14 protein-coding genes and 1 tRNA gene are annotated in these 21837 nt (G+C 67.6%); 8 read left to right on the top strand and 7 right to left on the bottom strand.

The features are described from left to right. Window positions 1–3 precede the first annotated feature (3 nt). Window positions 4–786, bottom strand: coding sequence for a helix-turn-helix transcriptional regulator (locus ACY65G_RS16615; protein WP_464998433.1), 783 nt, complete (start codon window positions 784–786; stop codon window positions 4–6). Between the two features lie 48 nt (window positions 787–834). Next, window positions 835–2646 carry a SagB/ThcOx family dehydrogenase gene (locus ACY65G_RS16620; protein ID WP_464998434.1) on the bottom strand — a complete coding sequence of 604 codons (1812 nt, stop codon included), beginning with the start codon at window positions 2644–2646 and terminating at the stop codon, window positions 835–837. Window positions 2647–2857: 211 nt separating this feature from the next. Between ACY65G_RS16620 and ACY65G_RS16625 the strand changes: the two genes are divergently transcribed. The 3 genes from ACY65G_RS16625 (at window position 2858) to ACY65G_RS16635 (ending at window position 8496) form a co-directional block, all read left to right on the top strand. Beyond that, window positions 2858–4528, top strand: a complete 1671-nt coding sequence (locus ACY65G_RS16625; RefSeq protein WP_464998435.1) for a tetratricopeptide repeat protein — start codon at window positions 2858–2860, stop codon at window positions 4526–4528. Window positions 4529–4623: 95 nt separating this feature from the next. Then, window positions 4624–6036 carry a hypothetical protein gene (locus tag ACY65G_RS16630; RefSeq protein WP_464998436.1) on the top strand — a complete coding sequence of 471 codons (1413 nt, stop codon included), beginning with the start codon at window positions 4624–4626 and terminating at the stop codon, window positions 6034–6036. A gap of 156 nt (window positions 6037–6192) precedes the next feature. Further along, on the top strand, window positions 6193–8496 hold the full coding sequence (locus ACY65G_RS16635; RefSeq protein WP_464998437.1) for a putative bifunctional diguanylate cyclase/phosphodiesterase: 2304 nt from the start codon (window positions 6193–6195) through the stop codon (window positions 8494–8496). 20 nt (window positions 8497–8516) lie between these two features. Here ACY65G_RS16635 and ACY65G_RS16640 read toward each other — a convergent pair whose 3' ends face one another. Then, window positions 8517–8777: a hypothetical protein gene (locus ACY65G_RS16640; protein ID WP_464998438.1), complete on the bottom strand. Its 261-nt coding sequence runs from the start codon at window positions 8775–8777 to the stop codon at window positions 8517–8519. 366 nt (window positions 8778–9143) lie between these two features. Between ACY65G_RS16640 and ACY65G_RS16645 the strand changes: the two genes are divergently transcribed. Together ACY65G_RS16645 and cphA are read left to right on the top strand one after the other, a co-directional pair. After that, the gene (locus ACY65G_RS16645) at window positions 9144–10043 is read left to right on the top strand and encodes a cyanophycinase (RefSeq protein WP_464998439.1); all 900 of its coding nucleotides are present in this window, start codon (window positions 9144–9146) and stop codon (window positions 10041–10043) included. Beyond that, window positions 10040–12679, top strand: a complete 2640-nt coding sequence (gene cphA, locus ACY65G_RS16650) for a cyanophycin synthetase (RefSeq protein ID WP_464998440.1) — start codon at window positions 10040–10042, stop codon at window positions 12677–12679. The genes ACY65G_RS16645 and cphA overlap by 4 nt, the downstream gene beginning before the upstream one ends. Window positions 12680–12808: 129 nt before the next feature. Here the strand turns inward: cphA and ACY65G_RS16655 are convergent, their stop codons facing one another. Next, window positions 12809–14092, bottom strand: a complete 1284-nt coding sequence (locus ACY65G_RS16655; RefSeq protein WP_464998441.1) for a hypothetical protein — start codon at window positions 14090–14092, stop codon at window positions 12809–12811. After that, on the bottom strand, window positions 14089–15198 hold the full coding sequence (locus ACY65G_RS16660; RefSeq protein WP_464998442.1) for a mechanosensitive ion channel family protein: 1110 nt from the start codon (window positions 15196–15198) through the stop codon (window positions 14089–14091). Before ACY65G_RS16660 ends, ACY65G_RS16655 begins: the two co-directional genes overlap by 4 nt. A 179-nt stretch (window positions 15199–15377) precedes the next feature. Here ACY65G_RS16660 and ACY65G_RS16665 point away from each other — a divergent pair, with 179 nt between their 5' ends. Then, window positions 15378–17630, top strand: a complete 2253-nt coding sequence (locus tag ACY65G_RS16665; protein ID WP_464998443.1) for a sugar nucleotide-binding protein — start codon at window positions 15378–15380, stop codon at window positions 17628–17630. A 108-nt stretch (window positions 17631–17738) separates the two neighbouring features. Here ACY65G_RS16665 and ACY65G_RS16670 read toward each other — a convergent pair whose 3' ends face one another. Further along, the gene (locus tag ACY65G_RS16670; protein ID WP_464998444.1) at window positions 17739–19715 is read right to left on the bottom strand and encodes a hybrid sensor histidine kinase/response regulator; all 1977 of its coding nucleotides are present in this window, start codon (window positions 19713–19715) and stop codon (window positions 17739–17741) included. Between the two features lie 103 nt (window positions 19716–19818). Between ACY65G_RS16670 and ACY65G_RS16675 the strand changes: the two genes are divergently transcribed. Next, window positions 19819–20895, top strand: coding sequence for a hypothetical protein (locus tag ACY65G_RS16675; RefSeq protein WP_464998445.1), 1077 nt, complete (start codon window positions 19819–19821; stop codon window positions 20893–20895). 2 nt (window positions 20896–20897) lie between these two features. On the opposite strand, the gene ACY65G_RS16680 is transcribed toward ACY65G_RS16675, so the two are convergent. Further along, window positions 20898–21641, bottom strand: coding sequence for a YoaK family protein (locus ACY65G_RS16680; RefSeq protein WP_464998446.1), 744 nt, complete (start codon window positions 21639–21641; stop codon window positions 20898–20900). A 119-nt stretch (window positions 21642–21760) separates the two neighbouring features. On the opposite strand from ACY65G_RS16680, the gene ACY65G_RS16685 reads away from it, so the two are divergent. Further along, a tRNA-Phe gene (locus tag ACY65G_RS16685) sits at window positions 21761–21836 on the top strand. Window position 21837: the final 1 nt, after the last annotated feature.

The raw sequence follows: 21837 nt of genomic DNA on the forward strand, positions 1-21837 counted from the left end.
ACGCTATTTTCTTGGCGTTTCCTCGCGGTTCTTTGTGCCGTTCTCCTGGCTGGCGCGGCGATAGGCGGCGGGTGTGGTGTCGAGCGCCGTGCGCATGGCCCGCGTCAGGGCGCTCTGGTCGGTAAAGCCGGCTGCCAGCGCCACGTCGGCGATGGTGCGCCGGCCCGCGACCAGCCATTCGCAAGCGCGGTCGAGCCGCCGCGCCATCAGCCATGCATGCGGGCTGGCATCGAGCTCTTCGCGAAACAGCGCATGCAGCCGGCTGACGCTGACGCCGGCTGCACGCGCCATCGTGTCGGTGGTCCACGGCCGGCCCGGCTCCGCCTCGATGCGCGCGCACAATGCCGCAAGGCGCGAGGCGGGCTGCGGGGCCGCATCGGCCAGCGCGTCCAGCAGCAGCGGTATCCAGCCATGCACGAGTTCCGCGCGCGCGGGCCGTCCGGCGGTCATCAGCGCCATGTATTCGATGAGCTTGCGCGTGGCGGGGGCGAGCGGCGTGAACGGCCGTTCCAGCAGCCGCTGCCAGTCGCCCCGTGCCAGCGCTTCGCTGCCCGCATCGATATCGACCACGATCGACTGGTTGGCGCCATCGCCGCACTGCGCATGCCACGCGCCCGGCGCCACCAGCGCGCCATGCAGCGGATCGAGCCGCCCTTCCCTGCCCTCGATGTCGAGCAGCACGACGCCAGCCACCGGCAACACCAGCTGCGCGAACGCATGGCGGTCGGACTCGCGCTGCGCGCCATAGCTGCGCAGGTGGACGTCGGTTGGCGGAAGGTCGAACATGGCGAAAGGGGCGGCAATGAAGCGGCAAGGAAGCGACAAGTCTAGCAGTCATTGCGCGACGACGCCCAGCGCCGCAAAGTGCAGCACCCAATCGCGCTTCCCGTCCACGCCGACCAGCGTAGCCGCTTCATCGTCGTAGAACGCGCCGACCGGGCAGGCCCCGAGGCCCCGGGCGGTGGCGCCCAGCAGCCAGCGTTCGCCGACGAGACCCGCTTCGATGAACCCATGCCGGTAGCCGCGCGCGCCTTCGGCCAGCATCGTGCGACGGTTGGCGGAGAGGACCAGCACGACAGCGGCATCGCCGATCACGTCCTGCGCCAGCGCGGCCGAGCGGGCGGCCGCGGCGAATTCGCCGCGGCGCAGGTGTTCGAGCGCATGGCCGGGCACGTAGCGATAGACGCCCGGCGCCAGTCCCTGCACGCGGTTGACGACAAGGTGGATGCCGATGGCGGCGGACAGCTGCGCAGGCTGGCGCAGATCGGCCAGCATCGACGCCAGCACCGGCAGCGGCACCGCGTCTCCCGTAAAGCGGCGCTTGCTGCGGCGCTCGGCGATCGCGCGGGCGGCCGGCATGGCCGATGGCTGCGGCGCGGGCAAGGCGATGTGCCCGCCCCCGTGCATTGCCGGCACTTGCAGCGACGTGGCCTGCTGTATCCGGCTCGTGGCGCCCAGACCGGCCGCCGTAGCCGCCGCCGGAGCGAACACGGCCGGGGTCGATTCCGCCCTGGTACCTGCCGTGCTGCGCAGTTCCATCACGGCCAGCGGTGCTTCGCGCACGCCGTCGATGGCCAGCGCACCGGCCAGCCTGCCTTCGTCGAACCGCGGCGCCAGCACGGCGCGCAACCCGGCCGCATGCGCCGCCACGCGCAGGTTTTCCAGCAGGTGGCCGGCATCGGCCACCGCGTAGCGCCAGGCCCGCTCGCGGTACTTGTAGCCGGTGCGGTGGAAGATGGACGTCAGCACGATGGCGGCATCGGCATCGTGCGCCGAGGGAACGCCCGCGTTGCCGGGCAACGTGCCCAGCAGTGCCAGCCTGGAATGCTCCGCATCGTAGTGATACAGGCCGGGTGCCAGCCCGCCGATCCGGCGTGCCACCACGTACAGTTCGCTGGGAAACAGCCCGCCGGACGACGGCGCAGCGCGCAGCGCCTGGCCGCCGCGCCGCTGCGTGATCCCGGCCGCCAGATGCAGCAGCGTGCCCAGTTCCGCCAGTTGCAATGGCCCGTTGCGGGGTGCCGGCGCCCGCAGCGCCGCGGACAGGGCGGCATCGGCGCCCGTGGCATGGCCGAGCGGAACCGGCGGTGCGTCTGCGTAGTGCTTGAATTGCGGCGGCGCATCGCCCCAGTCGATGCCGGGCGCGCTGCCGAACACGCCGGTACGCGACAGCGACGAATGCCGGTGAAACGCCGCTACGGCGGCCAGACCCTCGTCCGTCGCAGCCGGCACCGCGGCGGGTGCGGGGGCGAGTGCCTTGCCTGCCAGGTAGCCGGCCGCGAGCGCCAGCATGGCCACGATGGCCAGCGCCGGCAGGGGCCGCCGCGCGGATGCCGGCCGGGCCGCCGCGCGGCCGCCACCGCCGCGCAACGTTCTCCACACGGCCGGCAGGTTGAACCACAGATGCAGCGCCACCAGGGCCAGCGTGCCGTAGCCGAACAGGTAATGCCAGTCGAACACGGGCAGCTGCTGGTTCGCCACCCAGAAAATTCCCAGCCCGGCGGTGGCGAGCAGGTAGCCCATCAACAGCACGCTGAGCTGCACGTTCAGCACATGGCGCGACGGTGCCCTGCCGCGCAGCAACGCCACGCCGAGCCAGGCGCCATACAGCGCCAGCGGCAAGATTACCCAGGCCAGCTTTGGCATTGCAACCCCGGCTAATTCACGTTAATTTGATTCTACACAGGACGTCTTCCAAAACCAGGAACCCGCCCTGCTCCTGTTGTTCCAATCGCGAATGCACTGAACGAAGGGAGAGGGACGATGAAAGCGAAAGTGATCCTGGCGGCCGCGGCCGCCATCGCTGGCCGAACGGCGCGGCGGCTTCGACCCGGTACTGGCGGGCGCGCCCACGTGCATGCCGGCCCGGCCGGGCCGTCCGCCGCTGCTGGAGGGGCTGGTACTGGCCCAGGCGGAAACGGCGCCGTTCCGGCCATCGGCTAGGGCAACGGCACCACAAGCGGCGCAAGCCGTGCCACCGCTCTATGACAACCTGGGCACGCTGAACGTGCCCGTCACCACGAAGCAGCCGAAGGCGCAGGCGTATTTCAACCAGGGCCTGCGGCTCACGTTCGCCTTCAACCATGCCGAAGCGGCCCGCGCATTCCGCGCGGCGCGCACGATCGATCCGGCCTGCGCCATGTGCTGGTGGGGCGAGGCGCTCGTGCTGGGCCCGAACATCAATGCACCGATGTTCCCGCAGGCCGTGGAGCCGGCGTTCGCCGCGGCGCAGGCCGCCCTGGCACTGGCGCCGCGGGGCACGCCTGTCGAGCAGGCACTGATCCGCGCGGTGGCGCGGCGCTACGAGGCCTCGCCCACGGCGGACCGGGCGGCGCTGGACAAGGCCTACGCGGCGGCCATGACGGAGGCGGCGCGCACCTTCCCCAACAACGATACGGTGCAGGTGCTGTTCGCCGAATCGCTGATGGACCTGGCGCCCTGGGATTACTGGCAGGCCGCCGGTACCCGCCCGAAGGGCCGCACGGCCGAGCTGGTCGATGCGCTCGAACGGGTGCTGGAGCGCAATCCGCGGCACCCGGGCGCGGCCCACTACTACATCCACGCGGTGGAGGCATCGAGCCACCCGGAACGGGCGTTGCCCTTTGCCCGCATGCTGGCGGCGCAGGCACCCGGCGCGGGCCACCTGGTGCACATGCCGTCGCACATCTATTACCGGGTGGGCCTGTACCGCGAAGCGCTGCAGTCCAACCTGGACGCGATCGCGGCCGATGAAGCCTACTTCGGCAATGCCGCCAGCGATGCCGTGTACAAGGGCGCCTACTACCCGCACAATATCCATTTCGTGATGGTGTCGGCGCTGATGGGCGGCGACAGCCGCACCGCGCTGGAGGCGGCGGCCAAGCTGAACCGCTCGCTGCCCGCGGAACTCGTGAAGGAATTCGCGATGATGCAGCCGGTGAAGGCAGCGCCCTACTTCTCGCACGTGCAGTTCTCCAGCGCCGATACGCTGCTGGCCCTGCCCGACCCCGGCAACGACCTGGTGCTGGTGAAGGCAATGTGGCATTACGCGCGCGCCGTCGGCCATGCCCGCAAGGGCGCGCAGGCGGCGGCGAACCGGGAAATCGCCGCCCTGTCGGCACTGGAGCGCACGGCGGACTTCAAGGCGATCGAGGCGGCCGGCATACCGGCGCGGGACATCGTGCGCACGGCACGTGCCGTGGCCACCGGCCGCGTAGCCGATGCGCGCGGCGACCTGCCCGCGGCGATGGCGGCCTACCAGGAAGCGGTCGACGTGCAGGACACGCTGCCCTACACGGAGCCGCCCTACTGGTACTACCCGGTGCGCCAGTCGCTCGGCGCGGCGCAGTTGCGCGCCGGACGGCTCGACGCGGCCGAGGGCACGTTCCGCGCTTCGCTGGCGCGCACGCCGAGCAACGGCTGGGCGCTGCGGGGCCTCATTGAAGTCTACCGGCAGCGCGGCGACGAGGCCGCGCTGGCCGCGGCGCAGCAGCGTTTCGACACCACGTGGCTGGGCAAGGATGGCCCGCCGGCGCTGTCGCTGCTGTAGCGCGCGCATGGGGGCGCAGGCAGCAAGGTTATTTCATTGACATTGAATTGTGCGCGCCTTAGCCTGCTTCCTCGTTCATCGTACGAGGAAGCAGGATGCGGAAAACCCTTGCCGCCGCGGCCGCGGCGCTGCTGGCCGGCTGTTCCGGCCCGCTGGTGAAAAGCGCGATCACGTCGAACATCGTGCAGGAAGATGCGCACAACGCCTACCTCGTGCTGAACATCGCCCGTGCCCATGAACGCATGCCCATGCATTTCACACAGGTAAACACGGTGCGCGCCACGCCGGGTGGTGGCGGGCTCGGCACCCCGTTCGTGGGGCTGGACATCCCGTTCGGCGGCGCGGCGCCGGCGTACTATGCGCTGCGCCCGTCGCTCGAATCGGCGTCGGCGGTCGATACCGTGAGCCTCGTGTCGCAGGAATTCATGAACGGCCTCACCACGCCGGTGGATGCGCGGCTGATGGCGTATTTCGCCAGCCAGGGCTGGCCGTTGCCGCTGCTGCTGTACATGTTCGTGGGCGCGGTCGAAACCTATGACAGTCACGGCAACCTGCTGCACAACCTCGTCAACAGCCCGCGCAACGAAACGTTCCCGGCATTCAGTGCACTCATCGACGTGGTGGCCGGCTGCCGGCTCGTGCTGTCCGAATCGACTTCCCATGAATTCCAGGGCGAGCCCTTCCCCGCCACGAAACTGGCGGACATCGCCGTCGTCACCGCGGCAAGGGCGGCCGGCCTGGTGCCGGTGGAAGTCGATGCAGATGGCAACGAGCTTGCTGGTGGGCCGCACGCGCGCAAGGCCGGCGCCGCGCGTTACTATCGGCTCGCACAGGTGGTGCGGGAAGCCGGGGTCAAGCTCGACTCCTATGGCTCGGGCAAGTCCGGCATTGCCGGCGCGGCCGACTGCGCGATCGACGGCAATGTATCGCCGGCTGCGCAAGCCGCGGTCGAGGTCCCTGCCGATGGCGATGCCCTGGCACCGGCCGTGGCGCTTTCAACCGGTGAACCGCCCGTTGCCGATACGCTGAAACAGATCGGCAAGGCATTGTCGACACTGCAGATCTCGGTGGGCGGGCCGGGCGACAAGCGCCGTCCGGCCGGGAATGCCGCCAATCCCAAGGCCGTCCCGCCACGCGACGATGCCGGCCCGGCCATCGCCGAAGCCAGGCTGGTGCTGCGCTCCACGCAGTCGATGATCTACTACCTGGGTGAACTGAGCCGCTACCAGAATGCATCGGACGCTACCCGCATCGATCCGGTGGCGATCCGCATCGGCAAGGAACGCATCGCTCACTTGTTTCGCATGCAATGCTGCCAGCCGGCGCCGGGCGCCGCGGTCGCAGTGGACTACCGCGACAAGCACTTCAGCGTTGCGCCTTTTTCAAACGCGGGCGGCGTCGAGGACCGCAGCGTGCAGACACTTGCCCTGCTCTCGCTCGTGTACACCTTGCAAAACCGTTCGGCGGCACCGCCGGCCATCAGCAACGTGCGGGTATTGAACCGTTAATGCGCCAACTGGCGCGAACTGTTTTCATCCTTGCCACTTTTGTGAGCAACTCACAACAATGTTGATATCTGGTTCCTGTCACTGTCAATTAATGGATGACTTGCCCGGCACCACACGCTATGCTATTTCCTCTAGGAAACTCATCATGGCTGTATCGTGGCATTCAATGACATCGCGCACTGGCGCCTCCAGATCTTCACGCTGCTGATTTCGATCGTTGCCGTACTGGGCGTGATCGTGGCGTTGCCGAGCATCGCCATCACCGCCTACCACGGCCGCTGGAATATCGTGGTCGTCGATACCGTCGCGCTGGCCTGGCTGCTGGCGCTGTGGCGCGCGCGCAGCGTGTCGTACCGCGTCCGCGTGTACCACTTCCTGGCGATCCTCTATCTCGTCGGCGTGGCGATGATGCTCACCGTAGGGCCGATCAGCCAGGTCTACCTGCTGGCGCCGCCGATACTGGCCGCGGTGCTGCTCGGCTCCGGCCCCGCGCTGGTGGCGCTGGTCCTGTCCGGCGCCACGGTCGGCGCGCTGGCACTGACCGGGCACGCGCACCTGTATGTATCGGACATACCAGGCCAGTCGCCGGTCGCCACGCTGGTCATCCTGCTGAACTACCTGTGCATCGGCCTGCTGCTGACGCTGACGTGCAGCGTGCTGCTGCAACGGCTGTCACGCTCGCTGGCGGACCTGCGCACGTTCACCGGATCGCTGGAAGAAGGCCGCAGCCTGCTGCAGGCGGTGAACGCCGAACTGCGGCTGACGTCCACCGCGGTGGCCCGCCTGAACGACATGGTCATGATCGCCAAGGCCAATCCGCTGCCGAACGTGGAGCAGCCGATCGTGTTCGTCAACGATGCGCTGCTGCGGCGCAGCGGCTACACCCGCGAACAGATGCTGGGGCAAAGCATGCGCATGCTGCACGGCCCCGAAACCGACCAGGAAGAGGTGGCGCGGGTGGTCCAGGCAATGCGCAAGCTCGAAGCGGTCACGGTGGAGCTGGTGAACTACACGCGCGGCGGCGAACCCTACTGGGTCGAGATGGAGATGGTGCCGTTCGCCGACGAGGAAGGCGTCAACACGCACTGGGTGCTGGTCGGGCGCGACGTGACGGAGCGCCGCAAGTCGGCCGATGCGATCCACCGGCTGGCGTTCTACGACGTGCTGACCGGCCTGCCGAACCGCCGCCTGCTGATGGACCGCCTGCAAGGGCTGCTGGACGCCGGCCCCGCCGCACCGCACGCGGCCGTGATGTTCATCGACCTCGATAACTTCAAGAACGTCAACGATGCGCGCGGCCACGCCACTGGCGACCGGCTGCTGCGTGGCGCCGCGCAGCGCCTGTCGCAGCTGGCCGGACCGGCCGACACCGTGGCCCGGCTGGGCGGCGACGAGTTCGTGATGCTGCTCTCCGGCCTGGGCACGAACAGTGGCGATGCCGCATGCGGCGCGCTGGCCATGGCCGCCCGCATCCGCGAGGCGCTGGCGCAGCCGTTCGAGATCGGCGGCCAGTCCTACCAGTCGACGGCCAGCATCGGCGTCACGCTGCTGCCGCGCGCCGGCCAGACCGTCGACGACCTGCTGCGCGAGGCGGACATCGCCATGTACCGCGCCAAGGCCGGCGGCCGCGACGGCGTGGCGCTGTTCGAGGATACGATGCGCGCCGAAGTGGAACGCCGCCTGATGATCGAGCGCGATCTCGGCCAGGCGCTGGCCAACGGCGAACTGCAGATGCACGTGCAGTTGCAGGTCGACCGCGACGAGCGGCCTGTCGGCGCCGAACTGCTGATGCGCTGGCGCCGCGCGGACGGCACGTCGGTGCCGCCGGACGTGTTCATTCCGGCCGCCGAAGCCAGCGGCCTGATCGTCAAGCTCGGCTACTGGGCACTGCGCCAGGCCTGCCTGGCGTGGCTGCGCCTTTCCGCCGCCGGGCATGCGCTGCCGTTGTCGGTGAACGTGAGCCCATCGCAGCTGCGCGAGCCCGATTTCGTGGCGCAGGTGCGCGCCATCCTGCTGGAAACGGGCGCACCGGCCTCGCAGCTGATCTTCGAAGTCACCGAAGGGATGCTGATCGAAAACCTGGACGACACGATCGCCCGCATGCACGAACTGGCGCAGCTGGGCATCCGCTTCTCGATCGACGACTTCGGCACCGGCTATTCGAACCTCGCCTACCTGAAGCGCATGCCGCTGTATGAACTGAAGATCGACCGCAGCTTCATCCACGATACGCCGGACGACGTGAACGGCACCGCGATCGTGCAATCGATCCTGGCGATGGCGGCGCACCTGGGCCTGCGCGTGGTGGCCGAGGGCGTGGAAACGCCCGACCAGGCCGAATTCCTGGTCGCGCACGGTGGCCCCGGCATGCAGGGCTACCTGTTCGCCCGCCCGATGCCGCTGCCCGACATGCTGGCACTGCTGCAAGACCGGCAGGCCCACAGCGCCAAGGCCGCCTGACCGGACGCGCACGCCGCGCTTCAGCGGTGCGCTGCCTTTCTCCACGCACAGACCAGCAAGGCACTGGCGGCTACCGCCTTTTCGAAATCGGACAGTTCGCCGGGCGCCGAGAATGCCTGCCTGGCCTCACCCGCCGTGAAATCGAAACCGCTGCGGCTGCCGAGCCGCGCAATTTCCTCGTAATCGATGAATCCCTCCCCGATGCAGGGCGCCACTTCGGCCTGCAGGGTACTCATGCGGTTGACATGCTGGCGAAAGGCGCGCGCGGCGGTAATGGACATTGCTTTCCCAATTATTATATTTATTCAATTTATATAAGCACCTTGCAACTATTCTAGTTGGAAGCGTGCATGCATTCAATTACCTGGGGCAACCTCTCGCCCGAATATCTCACCTGGATCGCCATCCCCTTTCTCTCATTGCCGACGCGAAAGCGTTTATTGCGCACGACAATTAGCAATGTCACACGTATGTAACTTCCGCGTCATCCAAATCTTACAAATCGACGGGTTGAACACCACTGTTCCACCACCCCGTCGCCCACCGATACTTGCACCAATACTTAACATGACCGCACCAGCGCGGCGCATCCCGCACCGGTGCACTGCCGCGGTGCGGCAGCACAGCCGGCATACCAAGGAACGACCATGACTTTCCCTGCCGAAGAGGACGGGTGCCTGCTGATCATCGGTGGCGACGAGCAGCGCCAGTGGCGGGAACGGATACTGGCCCGCTTCGTCGAACTCGCCGGCGGCCCGGGCCATCCCGACCCACGCGTGGTGCTGCTCACCAGCGCCAGCGAGGAACCGGAAGAGATGGCCCGCCCCTACCGGGAAGCCCTGGCGCGGCTGGACGTGACCCGCTGCGATACCGTGCACACGGCCACCCGCGAACAGGCGAACGATCCCGCAGTGGCGGAGCGCGTCGCCCACGCGGATGGGATCCTGATCACCGGCGGCGACCAGAAACGCCTGATGGCCACCATCGGCGGCACCGCCGTCGATCATGCGCTGCACGAGGCGCTGAAGCGCCGCTGCGCCTGCGTGGCAGGCACCAGTGCCGGCGCGTCGGCCATGGCCGGCCACATGCTTGCTTCCGGTCGCGCCGAATACGCGCCCGAAAAAGGCGCCGCCACGCTGGGTGCGGGGCTCGGCTTCGTGCAGCACATCGTGATCGACCAGCATTTTTCGCAGCGCCACCGGATCAACCGGCTGCTCAGCCTCATTGCGCAAAATCCCTACCTGTACGGCCTGGGCATCGACGAAGACACGGCGCTGGTCGTGGAACGCGGCGTGGGCGTCGAAGTGATCGGCGATGGCGGTGTCACGCTCGTCGATGGCCGCACCATGATCACCAACGCCGCCGACATCGGCGATGGCGAGCAGGCCGAACTGATCGGCGTACAGCTGCACGTGCTGCCCGCCGGCTCCGGCTACCTGCTGCCCGGCGCGAAACCTTCGGCGCGGCTGAAGCACATCGGGCGCGAGGCGCCCGTGCCCATACAAGAATTCATCAGCAATCTCACCAAGAGGAACCCGTTGTCATGAACATCATCGAGCAAAGGCTGCTGCGCGGCCGTAACCTGTATTCGCACCACCCATGCCTGCTGACGGTGCTCGATACCGGCGACCTGAAGGATGCCCGCACCGATGCGCTGCCGGGTTTCAACGACCGGCTGCTCGAACTGCTGCCGTCGCTGTACGACCACCGCTGCTCGGTCGGCAAGTACGCCGGCTTCGTGCAGACGCTGCAATCGGGCACGAACCTGGCCCACGTGGTGGAACACGTGACGCTGGCCCTGCAATGCCTGGCCGGCACCACCGTCAATACGGGCCGCACGCACAAGGCAGACGACTTGGATAGCGGTATCTACCGCGTGGTCTGCGCCTATGAACTGGAACAGGTGGTAGGCGAGGCTTTCGACGCCGCCGTTGCACTGGTGACGGCGCTGGCGCGCGGCGAAGCGTACGTGCTGGCCGACACCCTGGCGGCACTGCGCGAAACGGCGGAAGACCATGCGATCGGCACCAGCACCGGCGCCATCGTCAAGGCGGCGAAGGCGCGCGGCATTCCCGTGCTGCGGCTGACCGAGGAAGCCAACCTGTTCCTGCTGGGCTGGGGCGCGCGCCAGAAACGGCTGCAGGCCACGATCACGGCCGATACGGGCCATATCGCCGTTGGCATCGCCAGCGACAAGCAATTGACCAAAGCGCTGCTGCAGGAAGCGGGCGTGCCGGTGCCGGAAGGCGTGACGGTGCGCACGCTGGAGCAGGCGCAGCGCGCCGCGCGCCGGCTCGGCTGCACGGTGACCGTGAAGCCGCTGGACGGCAACCACGGCCGCGGCGTGACGACCCGCTGCACCACGCCGGAAGAACTGGCGGTGGCATTCCAGCGGGCGCGCGAACACGGCCGCCGCGTGATCGTGGAGCGCTACGTGACCGGCCATGACTACCGCGTGCTGGTAGCCGACGGCCGCGTGGCCGCCGCCGCGCTGCGCCGCCCGCCGGCCGTTACCGGCGACGGCACGTCGACCGTGCGCCAACTCGTGGAACGGGAAAACCTGAACCCGGCGCGCGGCGAAGGCCACACCAATATCCTGACGAAGATCCCGCTCGACGGCCATGCCGAAACGCTGCTGGCCGAGCAAGGCCTCGCGTTCGACAGCGTGCCGGGCGCCGGCATACCGGTGCAGTTGCGCGGCAACGCCAACCTGTCCACCGGCGGCACCGCCGAGGACGTGACGGACCTGCTGCCGCCGGAAACCCGCGCGCTGTGCGTGCGCGCCGCGCAGAAAATCGGGCTCGATGTGGCGGGGCTGGATATCGTCTGCGCCGACATCGCCCAGCCGCTCGAAGCACAGGGCGGCGCGATCATCGAAGTCAATGCCGCGCCCGGCATCCGCATGCACCAGTACCCGAGCGCCGGCACGCCGCGCAACGCGGGCGAGGCGATCGTCGACGGCATGTTCGGCAAGGGCGACGGCCGCATTCCCGTGATTGCCGTGACGGGCACGAACGGCAAGACGACGACCACGCTGATGCTCGAGCACAGTATCCGCCAGGCCGGCGTGCGCACCGGCTGTACCACCACCGAGGGCGTGTTCATCGACGGCACGTGCATCCGCAAGGGCGACTGCGCCGGCTACTGGTCGGCGCGCAGCGTGCTGACCGATCCGAACGTGGACTTCGCCGTGCTGGAAACGGCGCGCGGCGGCATCCTGAAGCGCGGCCTGGCGTTCGACCGCTGCGACGTGGCGGTGGTGCTGAACGTGTCGCACGATCACCTGGGGCTGGACGGCGTGAACACGCTGGACGACCTGGCCCGCGTGAAGGCGGTGGTGGCGAAGTCCGCGTCGCGCGCCGTGGTGCTCAATGCCCAGGATACGTATTGCGTGGCCATGGCGGGCGAGCTGGAAGAGCATGTGGAGCGGCTGTACTTCAGCTGCGATCCCGAGAACGCCGTGCTGCTGCGCCACCTGGAGAGCGGCGGCCGCGCCGCCTACCTGCAGGACGGCGCGCTGATCCTGGCCGACGGCACGCGCCGCCACCGTATCCTGTGGGCCGAGGAGATGCCGTCCGCGCTGGACGGCTGCGCGCGCCACAACATCGCCAACGCACTGGCGGCCGGTGCCGCGATGCTGGCCGCCGGCCTGGAGATCGGGCAGATCGCCGACGGCCTGGCATCGTTCGTGTCCGACAACGTGGGCAATCCGCTGCGCACCAATGTCTATGACGTGCGCGGCGTGAAGGTGGTGGTCGACTACGCGCACAACCCGGCCGCCTACGCGGCACTGGGGCAGACCGCGCGCAGCATGAGCACGCGGCGCACGGTGGCCGTGATCACCGCGCCGGGCGACCGCCGCGACGACGACCTGGCGCTGGTGGGCGAAACCTGCGGTGGCGCATTCGACGAAGTGATCGTCTACGAATCGCCCTCCGAACACCGCGGCCGCCGGCCGGGCGAGCGCGCGGCGCTGATGGCCGCCGGCGCGATCCGCGCTTCCACCCGCGTGCACCTGGAACTCGATTCCGGCGCCGCCCTGCGCCTCGCCCTCACCCGCTGCCAGCCGGGCGACGTGATGCTGTTCGCCACCGGCACCTCGGTGGCCGAGCTGGTCGATGCGCTGCGGGACTTCGACCCCGCCAGCGCCCAGAGCATCGCCCTTGCTGCTGCCGGCGGCTGAAAATCAGCGATGTAAAAAATAGGGGACGGACCCTGTTTTTAAGGAAATTTCCTTAAAAACAGGGTCCGTCCCGGGTTTTGAGCAATATTTCCTGAAAAATGGGGTACGTCCCCATTTTTCAAGCAACTTTTACCGCAGGTCGCTGGCCAGCCGCGGGGATGACAGCAGCTGCTTGAACGCGGCCCACCGCTGTGCCCGCGCCTGCTGCGGGTCGGTGGATGTGACCTGCTTTTCGACCCACGCCTTCACCAGGTCCTTGCCCAGGTTGTAGTTGATCACGTAGCCGCGCAGCGCGTCGTAGAACTGCACGCGCTGGCCGGCCTTTTCGGGCGGGTACAGCGCCACGTTGACGAGCCATTCGACGGCCTGCTCGCGCGTGAAGCGCCCTTCCAGGTAGTGCATCGCATTGTCGTTGTCGGCATAGGACAGCTGCGCCAGCAGCTTTTGCAGCGCGGCGTACTGCCCCGCCAGGGCAGTATCGATACCGGCGAGCGGATACAGCACGTCGCGCTCGAAGGCCAGCCGCTCCTCGTCCGGGAAAGCCATCTCGATGCCGTAGTTGGCGCTGCCCTCGGCGATCAGCGACATGGGCGAATACAGCGGGTAGACGCTGAACTCGACCCAGTTGCGGTCCTTGACCAGGTGCTGTTCCAGCAGCGCGTTGTAGACGTGGTGGCCGGGATAGCCCTCGTGGCAGCCCAGGTCCACGGCGCGCTCGATGTAGATGGGGAATTCGGTATTGATCTGGATGAGGCTGTGCGCGTCGCCCTTGTACCAGTTGTAGCCGGACCACGGCTTGCCGGTCACGAACTCCATCACGAAGCTTTCGTCTGGCGGCAGCGCCAGGTGCGGCGCCGTGCGTTCGCGGCAGGCGGCGATCGCCGCGTCGAAGACGGGTTTGAGCTTGTCCTTCGGGATGGCGAAGCGGGCGCGGAACGCCTGCACGCGCTGCGGCAGCGGGCCTTCGCCCGGCACCAGCGCATCGATTTTCTTCAGCAGCGCCTCGTAGTAAGCACGGTCATGGTGCGGCGTGACGGCGTCGTACAGCAAAGCCGTTTCCTCGTCGAAGCCGAATTTTTTACCATCCAGCATGTCCACGCGGGCACCCAATGCCTTCAATTGCTTGCGCAGGAAGGCGATGCGCAGCACCTCGTCCGGATTGGCACCGCGCTTGCCGGCCAGGTCGCCCAGCGCGCCCGCGGCATCCCTGCGGATCGCGGCCAGGCTGCGCTTGTCCTTTGCCGCCTGCGCCTGCAGGGCCGGCGGGCCGTAATACGCGTCGACATAGCTCGCATCATGCTGGCCCACGGCCAGCACCAGCTTGCGATAACGCTCCGCCACGTCCTGCACCGAGGCGGCCAGCGCGCCGCCGGCGATCATCATCGCGAATCCCCCCGCCACCAGTTTCTTCATGCGCCTGCTCCTTTCCCGGAAACAGGCCAGTTTAGGGCAGCTTCCTGTGCGCTGTAAACGTCCGTGGGCCGCACATTGAGCTGGGTGGGGAAGGCAATGTCGATACCCTGCTCCGCCAGCCCGCGCAACACGTCGAGCAGCACGGCCTGGTTGGTATCCATGAACACGAAATAATCCGCGGTCTTGATCCAGTACACCACCTCGAATTCCACTGCCCACTGGCTCAGGTTGCGCAAGTGCGCCCGTTCGAACGACGCAGTTTCCTCCTGCCGTTCGATAATCTCCTTGATCATCGCCGGGATGGCGGCCAACTGCTCCGGCGGCGTGCCGTAGCGCACCCGGATCATGAAGGCGACACGCCGCGAGAACATGCGGGTCTGGTTGGCGATGCGCGACTTGAGCATGTCGCCGTTGGCGAAGATGACCTGGTCGCCACCGAGGCCGCGCAGCCGCGTCGTCTTCAGGCCGATGTATTCGACGGTACCCAGGTATTCGCCGACGATGATGAAGTCGCCCACCACGAAAGGTTTGTCCAGCACGATCGACAGCGAGGCCAGCAGGTCGCCGAGGATGTTCTGCACCGCCAGCGCCACCGCGATGCCGCCGATACCCAGGCTGGCCACCAGGGTCGTGATGTTGAAGCCCAGGTTATCCAGGATCATCAGCATGAACACGACCCACACGAACAGGCGCAGGATGAAGTCGATGATCGCGGTCGATGCCACACCGGCCGTGCTGTCGGCACCGCCGATGGCGGCCTGCCGGTAGCGCCGCCGCCAGACGCGCACGCCGGTGTCGGCCCAGATCGCGACCTGCAGCAGCAGTGCCGTGACGGTAACGCGCCATAGCGAGACTTCGTATTTCTTCGAGAATTCCAGCATCAGCGACCCCAGGTACAGGGCCAGGATCACGATGGACAGGCTGTAGGTATTGCGCAGCATGCGCAGGAACCAGTCGTCGACCCGCGTTTCGGTGCGCTCGGCCACGGCCTCGAGCCGGTGGATGAGGAATGTCCGTACGAGGATCATCACTACCGCCGCGGCAAACGCCACGGCCAGCGCCGTTGCCCACTCCTGGATCGGATTGCCCCACCAAACGTAACGCATGTACTCTCCTTTTCGCTCGCGAGAGTGTACCGAAGCACCCTGTGCGAGCGCGCACACGAGGGCACCGGAAAGGCTCGGCATTGGCTCTGCAACCTGTTCAATGACGCCCGGCAATACGGCGACAGCGTTTGGATTTTTTCGCCATACTTTGTCGCTCGTTCGACTAGCTCACCAACCATATGAAAAAAGATGACGCAATCCAAACACGGGCGATCGAGCTTTGGGGCGGACTGGAAGGAACGGTCAACCGCGTGCGCGATCAATATTTCAGCCAGATGGATCAGAACGGGCACGGCCAGCGGATCAGCGACCTGGACCGCTTTGCGGCGCTGGGCATCACGGCCATCCGCTATCCCGTGCTGTGGGAGCTGACCGCTCCCGACGGCATCGAGCAGGCCGACTGGACATGGGCCGACGAGCGCCTGCCGGCGCTGCGCGACCTGGGCGTGAACCCCATCGTGGGCCTCGTGCACCACGGTAGCGGCCCTCGCGACACCAGCCTCGTCGATCCCGAATTCGGCCCCAGGCTGGCCGAATTCGCCGGCGCGGTGGCACGCCGCTTTCCCTGGGTCGAGTACTACACCCCCGTCAACGAACCCTGCACCACGGCGCGCTTTGCCGGCCTGTACGGCGTGTGGTACCCGCACGGCCGCGACGACCTCACGTTCCTGCAGGCGCTGATCAACCAGTGCAAGGGCGTGGTGCTGTCGATGCGGGCGATCCGCGAGGTCAACCCGAACGCCAAGCTGGTGCAGACGGACGACCTGGGCAAGACCTACAGCACGCCCGAGATGGCCGAATGGGCCGACTTCTACAACGAGCGGCGCTGGCTGGCGTGGGACCTGTTGTGCGGCATGGTCGATGAAGAGCACGCGCTGTTCAACTACTTCCTCAAAAGCGGCATCCCCGCCGAGGACGTGCTGTGGTTCCGCGACAACCCCTGCCCGCCGGATGTGATGGGCCTGAACTACTACATCACCAGCGAGCGCTGGCTCGACCACCGGGGCGACCGCTACCCGGCCCAGTACGTGGGCCCGCATGGTTTCGCCGACATCGAAACGGCCCGTGCGCTCGCCACGCCCACCCCGGGCATCGGCCCGCTGCTGGAAGAAACATGGGAGCGCTATGGCCTGCCGATGGCCGTGACCGAAGCGCATATCGATGCCAATCGGGAAGATCAACTGCGCTGGCTGTACGAGGTGTGGAACGCCGCGCATGACGTGCGCCGCAAGGGCGCGGACATGCGCGCCGTTACCGTCTGGTCGCTGCTCGGCTCCTACGACTGGAATTGCCTGGTCACGGAGTGCCGCGGCTATTACGAGAACGGCGCCTACGACCTGCGCTCGCCGGAACCGCGCCCCACGGCGCTGGCACGGCTGATGCGTGAACTGGCGAGCGGCCGCACGCCGTCGGCGCCGGTGCTGCAGGGGCTGGGCTGGTGGCGCCGGCCGGGCCGCTTTCTGTGCCCGCCGGTGGCCACCAGCGCCACCGTGGCGGCGCTGCCGGCCGAACGCAACGGCGTGAACCGTCCGGTGCAGCCGATCCTCATCAGCGGTGCCACCGGCACGCTGGGCAGCGCGTTCGCCCGCATCTGCGAGGAGCGCAACCTGGCGTTCAAGGTGCTGACGCGGCAGGAAATGGATATCGCCGACCCCGCCTCGGTGGAAGCGGCAATCCGCAAGCACCGGCCATGGGCGATCATCAATGCCGGCGGCTACGTGCGGGTGCACGATGCCGAGCAGGAATCGGACCGCTGCCTGCGCGAGAATGCGCACGGGCCGGTGGTGCTGGCCAATGCCTGCGGGCGCCACGATATCCGGCTGCTGAGCTTCTCCAGCGACCTGGTGTTCGACGGCTCCAAGGGCGGCGCCTATGTGGAAAGCGATCCGGTCGCGCCGCTGAACGTGTATGGCCAGAGCAAGGCCGAAGCGGAACGCCGCGTGCTGGCCGTGAACCCGCACGTGCTGATGGTGCGCACCAGCGCGTTCTTCGGCCCGTGGGACCGCCACAACTTCGTCACGCTGGCACTGCAGGCGCTACAGGAAGGCCGCACCTTCACGGCCGCCAGCGACCTGGTGGTGTCGCCCACCTACGTGCCCGACCTGGTGCAGACCTGCCTGGACCTGCTGATCGACCATGAGTGCGGTATCTGGCACCTGTCGAACGGCGAGGCGGTGTCGTGGGCCGACCTGGCGCGCCGTGTGTGCACACTGGCGGGGCTGCCGGAATCGCTGGTCGATGCACAGCCGGCCACCGCGCTGGAAGGCCAGGCGCCGCAGCCGCGCTACTCTGCGCTGGGCAGCGAACGGGGCAAGCTGATGCCAACGCTCGACGATGCGCTGGCACGCTACCTGAAGGCGGTGGAAGAAGTGCGGCGCCAGGGCGACACGCACGTGGGTGCCGCCCAGGAGGCACATTACGGCGCCATTTGACCGAGGTTCGGGCAACAAGCCGATGCACCCCACGGGGTGCAGTGCCATGTAAAACGGCCCCGTTCGACGGGGCCGTTTTTTTCACGGCGTTTTCGGCATTCTTCTCGATCAACCCGGCGCGCGCAGGTGCCGCGCCAGGTCGGCCAGCCGGTAGGGCTTGCCGACGAAATCGAACTCGGACAGGTCGGCCGGTTCACCCTGCAGTGCCTGTTGCGGATAGCCGGAAGCGATGATGATCTTCACGTGCGGCCAGCGCTCGCGCACCACGCGAGCCAGTTGCAGCCCCGTGACCCCGTTCGGCATCATCAGGTCGGTGAACAGCACGTCCACGCCCGCCTCCGAGCCATGCTGTTCCAGCAGGCGCAGCGCGGCCACGCCATCCGGCGCGGTCTGCACCTGGTAGCCCATCGTCTCGAACAGGTCGCAGGCCACGGCCATCACCAGCTGGTCGTCTTCCACGATCAACACGCGCTCGGCATGCTCCTGCAAGTCGGCATCGGACTGGTCGGCGTTCTCGTGCGCGGGCAGGTACAGGCTGATCGCCGTCCCCTTGCCGAGCTCGGTGCGGATCTGTACGTCGCCGCCCGATTGCGTGATGAAGCCGTACACCTGCGACAGGCCCAGGCCTGTGCCCTTGCCGACCGGCTTCGTGGTGAAGAACGGCTCGAAGGCACGCTGCACTACTTCGGGCGTCATGCCGGTGCCGCTGTCGCGCACCGTCACGCGCACATACTCGCCGGCCGGCAGCGTGCCCACTTCGTTGTCGCGCAACCGCACGTTGCGCGTTTCCAGCGACAGCGACCCGCCGCCCGGCATGGCATCGCGCGCGTTGACGACGAGGTTCAGCAGCGTGGCCTCGAAGCGGGCTTCGTCGACGACGATGCTCGCCAGCCGCGGCGCCAGGTCGAACACGAACGATACCTGCGGGCCGCTGGCGCGCCGCAGCACCTGCTCGAAACTGCCGATCAGCGCATTTGCCTGGTGCAGCGCCGCGGACAGCGGCTGCTGGCGCGCGAACGACAACAGCTGCTGCGTGAGCAGCGCGCCGCGGTCGATCGCACGGCGCATGCTGTCCAGAACCCGGAGGGTGGTGGTGCCAGGGCTCTGCGCATGCATGATGTCGACACCGGATGACAGCACGGCCAGCAGGTTGTTGAAGTCGTGCGCGACACCGCCGGTGAGCTGGCCGATCGCCTCCATCTTCTGCGCCTGGAACAGCGCATTGCGTGTTTGCTCGAGCGATTCGGCGGTGGCACGCTGCTCCGTCACGTCGCGCGTGATCTTGGCGAAGCCAATCAGCTCGCCGGTTTCGTCGTGGATGGCATCGAGCACGGCATGGGCAAAGAAGCGGGTACCGTCGCGGCGCATGCGCCAGCCTTCGCTTTCGAAGCGGCCTTCGCGGGCGGCCGTTTCCAGCGCCCGCTGCGGCACGCCGGCGGCGCGGTCCTCGTCGGTGAAGAAGCGGCTGAAATGGGTGCCCAGCACCTCTTCCTCGGTGTACCCCTTGATGCGCTGCGCCCCCACGTTCCAGTTGGTGATCTCGCCCTGCGGCGACAGCATGTAGATCGCATAGTCGGTCACGCCCTGCACCAGCAGGCGGAAATGCTGCTCGCTCTGCCGCAGCGCTTCCTGGGCGGCGCGGCGGTCGGTGATGTCGCGCGTGATCTTCGCGAATCCCACGAGGACACCCTCGGCATTGCGGATCGGGTCGATGACGACGTTGGCCCAGAAGCGCGTGCCATCGTTGCGCACGCGCCAGCCCTCACCTTCGAAACGGCCGTCATCGCGCGCTGCGGACAATGCCCGCTCGGGCAGGCCGGCGGCGCGGTCTTCGTCGGTGTAGAAACGGGAAAAATGCGCCCCCATGATTTCGCCGGCCTTGTATCCCTTGAAACGCTCGGCGCCGGCGTTCCAGCTGCTGACGTAGCCTTCCGAATCCAGCATGTAGATCGCATAATCGCTGATGCTGGCCACCAGCAGTTCGTAGCGCTGCTGGAAATCGGGCAGGGCCGGCTTGGTGGAGACTGGCGTGGATGCGGGCCCCGGGGCAGGCAGCGACGAACCAGGGGCTGAGTTATCGCTCATCGTGTTTTCACTGACGTTATTGTCCCGCGATTGTAACGCCAACCGTGCGAAGACAAGGACTGGCCGCGCGTAGCATCGTGCTGTTCAGGACAGGGAGGCTTTCATGTTGCGATCTATTAACATCCTGGCATGCAGGCCGGTGTTCCTGGCCCTGTTCGGCATGGGGTGCACGCTTGCCGCGCCGCTGGCGGCACAATCCGCGGCGCAGCCTGCGCCTCAGTCCGTGGCACCAACGGTTCCCAGCGTTGCGGTCACGGCAACGCGCGATCCGGTCGACAAATCCTACCGCCGCATGCTGCGCGGCATGGACCGCTTCGCGCGCGAGGCACCGGCATTGGCGCCGGGTGCCTCGCTGCGCTTCCGCCTCCTGCCCCGGCTGCCGGAAACGCGCATGGAAGGCATCGAGATGAAGGTGGTGGGCGACACGCTGGCCCTGCCGGTGCCCGTGAGCGCGGACAATGGCTTCACGCTGGAACGGAACGAGCGCGCATGGCGCGAGGACGCGGCGCTCGTGGCGAACCGCCGCACAGCGAGCATGACGTGGCGTGCGGACGTGCGCAGCCCGGGCGTGCCCGAAGGCATGCGCCGCCTGGGCGACCTGCGCCTGGAATGCCGGGTCGGCATGGAGGCGGGACTGGTCTCGAACAATGCCCACCTGTTCGCCTGGCTGGGCGACCTGCTGGCGAATCCGGACAAGGTATGCGAAGACCCGGACGGCCGCTACCTGTTCTTCACCGACCGCCCGGTATTTGCAGTCACCCTGCACGCGCGCGGCCATGCCACGCCGGCACCGCTGCGCTTCCTGTACGCCGGCGGCCGCGTGCAGGGGCCGGACCTGGCCTACTGCGATTGCCAGGTGCTTCTCGACCGCAGCTACCACGCGCCCATCTGGGACCGCGCGTGGCCGGACGACACGCTGCTGTCGTTCGAAACGATGGACGACCCGTCGCCGGCCGGTGCGCCCAACGCGCCCGGCGTCGAACCGGGCCACACGCGCGAGCAGGTGCGTGCCGCTCTCGGCCTCGCCACGGCGGTGGCGTTCCGCGATGGGCGCGAGGCATGGCTGTATCCCCGCCTGGATGACCGCCGGGCCGACGGCAAGCCCGAGTACCTGGTGCTGTTCGATGCCGGCGGGCGGGTGCTGAAAAGCCGTGCAGGCTCCGTGTCCGGCACCCGTTGAAACTAGCGCATGCGCGGCCGGCGCAGATCATCCACCACGGGCACGATCGCCAGTACCACGAGCACCATGGCCAGCGGCACCGTGGCCGCGTAGCCAAGGCGTGTAAATCCTGCCGCGCCCGCGATGCCGCCAACGAAGAAGCACAGCGCCAGCATGGCGAGCAGCCCGAGGCGCGGCCTGTTGGCAACGACGGGGGCAGCCCGGGCATCGCGGTTCGGATACAGCGCCTTGCCCAGTTCGATGCCGATATCCGTCATGACGCCGGTGATGTGCGTGGTGCGGATTTCGGCGTTCGACAGCTTCGTGATCACGGCGTTCTGCAACCCCATCATGAAGCACAGCAGCGCGATGGTGGCCGGCACGATCAGCACCTCCACGGAAGCCAGCCACGTGCCCAGCACACCGAACGACAGCAGCAGCATCGCCTCGAGCAGCAGCGGCAGCGCATACACGCTGTGCAGCGCCTGCCGCCGGCCATAGTTGACGATGAGCGCGCAGCAGGCGGCGCCGGCCACGAATGCCACCAGCGCGCCCAGCCCCGCGGTGGCAACGTCGAAGGCGCCAACGGCCATATCGTCGGCCATTGCCGATACGATGCCCGTCATGTGCGACGTGTACTGGCGCACGGCAATGAAACCGCCCGCATTGGCGGCACCAGCGACAAACGCGAGCACCATGCCGAGCTGGCGGTTGCCACCGGCCTCGCGCTGGTGACCCGTGAGGCGGCGGGCATAATTGATGGGCATCGCGGCTCCCGGCCAAATGCCCAAAGTACACCCATGCCGGCTGGCGGGTCAACGGATGAGCGCCGCCCGCAAAAGGGGCTAGGCAAACGCGCAACAGGGCTGCTATAATTGCGCGCCTTGGCCTGGTAGCTCAGTTGGTAGAGCAGAGGATTGAAAATCCTTGTGTCGGTGGTTCGATTCCGCCCCGGGCCACCAA

The organism is Pseudoduganella sp. jia 12 (assembly GCF_055502675.1).